Source organism: Streptomyces ossamyceticus (genome assembly GCF_001418475.1).
Lineage (GTDB): Bacteria > Actinomycetota > Actinomycetes > Streptomycetales > Streptomycetaceae > Streptomyces > Streptomyces ossamyceticus.
The window spans coordinates 1-3,984 of sequence record NZ_LIQX01000680.1; the positions used below are offsets into that span (position 1 = coordinate 1).

Annotated in this window: 4 protein-coding genes and 1 pseudogene; 1 reads left to right on the forward strand and 4 read right to left on the reverse strand. The window is 71.1% G+C overall.

Annotated elements, in window-relative coordinates; all coding sequences use genetic code 11:
• A partial coding sequence (locus tag AOK15_RS36375) for an SAM-dependent methyltransferase (RefSeq protein WP_205632286.1) occupies window positions 1-546 on the reverse strand: 546 nt, incomplete at its 3' end.
• A gap of 165 nt (window positions 547-711) precedes the next feature.
• On the opposite strand from AOK15_RS36375, the pseudogene AOK15_RS36380 reads away from it, so the two are divergent.
• Window positions 712-1,097, forward strand: a pseudogene (locus AOK15_RS36380) (GNAT family N-acetyltransferase).
• Window positions 1,098-1,159: 62 nt separating this feature from the next.
• Here the strand turns inward: AOK15_RS36380 and AOK15_RS36385 are convergent.
• Genes AOK15_RS36385 through AOK15_RS36395 form a run of 3 tightly spaced genes read right to left on the reverse strand, consistent with a single transcriptional unit; the run spans window position 1,160 to window position 3,955 of the window.
• Window positions 1,160-1,633, reverse strand: a complete 474-nt coding sequence (locus tag AOK15_RS36385) for a YxiG-like protein (RefSeq protein ID WP_055522790.1) — start codon at window positions 1,631-1,633, stop codon at window positions 1,160-1,162.
• Window positions 1,634-1,661: 28 nt separating this feature from the next.
• Window positions 1,662-2,351, reverse strand: coding sequence for a LutC/YkgG family protein (locus AOK15_RS36390; RefSeq protein ID WP_055522792.1), 690 nt, complete (start codon window positions 2,349-2,351; stop codon window positions 1,662-1,664).
• Window positions 2,348-3,955: a LutB/LldF family L-lactate oxidation iron-sulfur protein gene (locus AOK15_RS36395; protein ID WP_240508758.1), complete on the reverse strand. Its 1,608-nt coding sequence runs from the start codon at window positions 3,953-3,955 to the stop codon at window positions 2,348-2,350. The genes AOK15_RS36390 and AOK15_RS36395 overlap by 4 nt, the downstream gene beginning before the upstream one ends.
• Window positions 3,956-3,984 lie beyond the last annotated feature (29 nt).

Genomic DNA, 3,984 nt, shown 5'->3' on the forward strand with positions numbered 1-3,984 from the left:
GCTGCCGGAGGGCAGGGCGTCCACCAGGCGAGCGACGACGTCGTACGCGGTTTCGCCCGGAAGGTGCGCGGCGACGCCGAGGAGGATGAGGCCGACGGGCCGGCTGAAGTCGAGCGTCCGGGCGGCGTGTTCGAGGATGGTGTCCGGGTCGCGCAGGTCGGCGTCGACGAAGGCGGTGGCTCCCTCGGGGGCACCGCTGAGGAGGGCGTTGGCGTGGGCGAGGACGACGGGGTCGTGGTCGACGTAGACGATCCGCGCGTCACGGGCGACGCGTTGGGCGACCTCGTGGGTGTTGTCGGCGGTGGGGAGCCCCGTGCCGACGTCGAGGAACTGCCGTAACCCGGCCTCTGCGGCGAGATGGGTGACAGCCCTGCGCAGGAACGCCCGTTGCGCTCGGGCGATGTCGACGATCTGGGGGTTGGCCCGCCGGATCTCGTCCCCGACCTGCCGGTCGATCTCGTAGCAGTCCTTGCCGCCGAGCCAGTAGTTCCAGATCCGCGCCGAGTGCGGTACCCCGGAGTTGATCACCGGACGGTCAAGTGACATGAGGGCTCCCCGTGTTGATGCGTGCAAGAGCCACCAACCTAACAAGATCGCCATGCTCATGATCGGCAATCCGCTCCCGCGCCCGCGGACACCGTCGAGATCCGGCCGCGCGTCACCCTCCGGCACTCTCCTCAGGGAGAGTTGACCACCTGTTGGCGTGCGCGGATGGAAGCTCTGGGACCCGTGGCCTGGCCGCCTGAGCCGATCCGCACCGAGAGGCTCGTGCTCCGCGAGCCCGGAACCCAGGACCGTGCGGCGTTCATCGAACTGCACTCCTCGCCGGAGGTGAACACCGACCTCGGCGGCCCCCGGCCGAGTGACGGACTCGAACGCGAGATGCCGGCCGGGCATGGGGACACGGATACGTGGCGGCCCTCGGCTGGCTGACCGCCGCGCTCCCCGACGAGCCGGTGGTCCTCACCACCCAGACCGCCAACACCCCCTCGATGCGCCTCGCCACGAAACTGGGCTTCACCGAGGTGGAACGCTTCGAGGCCTGGGACGCAGGGCAGTGGCTCGGCATGCGGCCCACGGCCGTGCCGTCCAGGTGAGTCGCGGCGGTGACCTTCCGAACCGTTGACGTGGCGCTCCGGTGCATCGAACCACGCACCGGTCAGTCCGCGACGAACGGGGCGTAGCCGACCGGGACCCCGTCTACCCGCAGGTCGGAGAAGACCAGGGTCAGATCGTGCGCGGCGGTGCGGATACGCACCTCGTGGAAGTCGATCCCGAGGGCCTCGGACCAACGTCGGGCCGCATCCGACTCGGGCACGAGCCGCGCACCCGGATACAGGGCGTGCCACCGTACGCCCCAGACGTAACCGTCGAGGTCGGCGCCGGGGTCACGGGCGATGAGACGGTCGTCCAATGACTCCGTCCAGACGGCGGCAGGCACCGATGTCTCACAGTGGGCCTCGACGCTGAACCGGAAGAGGTGGCGCAGGTGGGCCGGCGCGACACCGGTACGAGGGGCGGCCGTCGCGTGAACGATGACCTCGTAGTCACGCATGTAGTCGGCGTAGCCGTGGTGCACGACAGCGTGGTCGAAGGCATCGTCCAGCATGCGTTCGAGGGCGGCGGTGTCCATGCCGCCCTTCTCTCTCACTCTCCCTGTCTCACTCGTCACTGCCCCCGCTGACGAGCACCACCTCCAGTGTGCGTGGGCCGTGGACTCCCTCCACTCGGTCCAGTTCGATGTCGCTCGTGGCGGAGGGGCCGGAGATCCAGGTCAGGGGGCGAGTGGGGTCGAGGCGTTCCAGGGCCAGGGGGACCGAGGGGACGACCTGGTCGGGGACGCGTACGACGCAGATGTGGTGGTCGGGGACCAGCGTGATGCGGCGGCGGCCCTGGTCCGGGGAGCCGTCCAGGACGATCGTGCCGGTCTCCGCGATCGCGAGCGCGCAGGCCGTGACCACACTGTCCACCTCGTCCAGTTCACGCGGCGTGCTCTCGGCCCGGTCGGCGACCTGTGCCACCTCCGCCGCCGTCAGCCACTCCTCGGGCAGCGCGGGCGGCACGAGCACCGAGGACGAGCCGTGCGCGGCCAGCAACTCCGCGATGACGCCGGGGAGTCCGACCGTATCCGTGCGGTGCACGATCGCCCGGTAGTCGGCGAGGTTCTCGGCCAGCAGGTCCACCGTCTCCGTCACGTCCCGTTCGCCGTGCTCCCGGAGGTACGTTCGCGGCACGGCCTGCTCGTACGGGACGTCCCTCCCCGCTTCATCAGGCGCTGGGGGAGTGTCGTCGCGTCGACCGTCGGCGAGTGCGCGCCGCACCCGGTCCAGGATCAGATCCCTGCTGCTCACTTGCCGCTGTCCTCTCCGCCGCCGGCCCACTCGCCGTTCGCCCGACCGCCGCCGTCCCGCCTGCCGAGCGAGGGACGGCCGTCCGCGCGACCCTCGTCCGCGCGGCCGCCGTCCACGACCCCCTGTTCCGTCCGCCCCCCGTTCGTGCGCTGCCACCAGTCGCGGAACGGTTCCGCCGGTAGCGTCGGCAGGGCGCGGCTCGCGCTCCACGCCATGCCGGGGCCCGGCAGCGTGCGGGGATGGAAGCGGCGGGTGCGGGACGCCAGCCGCTGGCCGGTGCGCAGCGCGGCCGGGTGGGTGAAGGCCCAGCCGGCCGCCCGCATCGCCGCTCGCTCGGCGGCGTGGCCCTTCGCGGGCTTGAGCACGACCTTGGCACCCTTCTCGGTCACCTGCCCGCCCTGCGCGACACGCTCCCGCAGATGCACCAGCACCTCCGGGATGTCGATGGCCACCGGGCACACCTCGTAGCAGGCGCCGCACAGCGACGAGGCGTAGGGGAGCGACGCGTCGATCTCGCTTCCCGTGCCCCGGAGTTGCGGGCTGAGGATGGCGCCGATGGGGCCGGGGTAGACCGAGCCGTACGCGTGGCCGCCCGCCCGCTCGTACACGGGGCACACGTTCAGGCACGCCGAGCAGCGGATGCAGCGCAGCGCCTGACGGCCGACCTCGTCGGCGAGCGTGTCGGTGCGGCCGTTGTCGATGAGGACGAGATGGAAGGTGCTCGGGCCGTCGGCCGTCCCGGAGTCCGTCGTGCCGGTCCACATCGAGGTGTACGGGTTCATCCGCTCGGCCGTGGACGAGCGGGGGAGGGTCTGGAGGAAGACCTCCAGGTCCTGCCAGGTCGGCACGATCTTCTCGATCCCGACCACCGAGATCAGCGTCTCGGGCAGGGTGAGGCACATCCGGCCGTTGCCCTCCGACTCCACCACGACCAGCGTGCCGGTGTCGGCGACCATGAAGTTGGCTCCGGAGATGCCGACCTTGGCCCGCAGGAACTTCTCCCGCAGATGCAGCCGGGCCGCCTCCGCCAGCTCGGCGGGCGTGTCGGTCAGCCCGTCGGGGGCCGGTCGGCCCCACTCGCTCATCTCCTTCGCGAAGATGTCCCGGATCTCGCCCCGGTTGCGGTGGATCGCGGGGACGAGGATGTGCGACGGGCGGTCCTTGCCCAACTGCACGATCAGCTCGGCGAGATCGGTCTCGTAGGCGCGGATGCCCTCGGCCTCCAGCGCCTCGTTCAGCCCGATCTCCTGCGTGGCCATCGACTTGACCTTGACGACCTCCGTCTCACCGGTCGCCTTGACCAGACAGGTCACGATGCGGTTGGCCTCGTCCGCGTCGGCGGCCCAGTGGACGGTACCGCCCGCCGCCGTCACCGACTCCTCCAACTGGACCAGATACCGGTCGAGATGGCGCAGCGTGTGGTCCTTGATCCGCTTGCCGGCCTCGCGCAGCTCCGCCCAGTCCGACACCTCCGTGACGGCCTTCGCCCGCTTCGCGCGGATCGTGTGCGTGGCGTGCCGCAGATTGCTGCGCAGTGTCGTGTTGTGCACGGCCTCGTGCGCCGCCTTCGGAAACGCCGGCATCCCGACGAACGTCCCACTCACGCGCCGCCCCCGATCCTGCCCGCCGCGGC

Bases quoted from the DNA above. Each gene is read 5' to 3' on its own strand.
- AOK15_RS36385 (WP_055522790.1), bottom strand. From the start codon at position 1,633: ATGGACACCGCCGCCCTCGAACGCATGCTGGACGATGCCTTCGACCAC.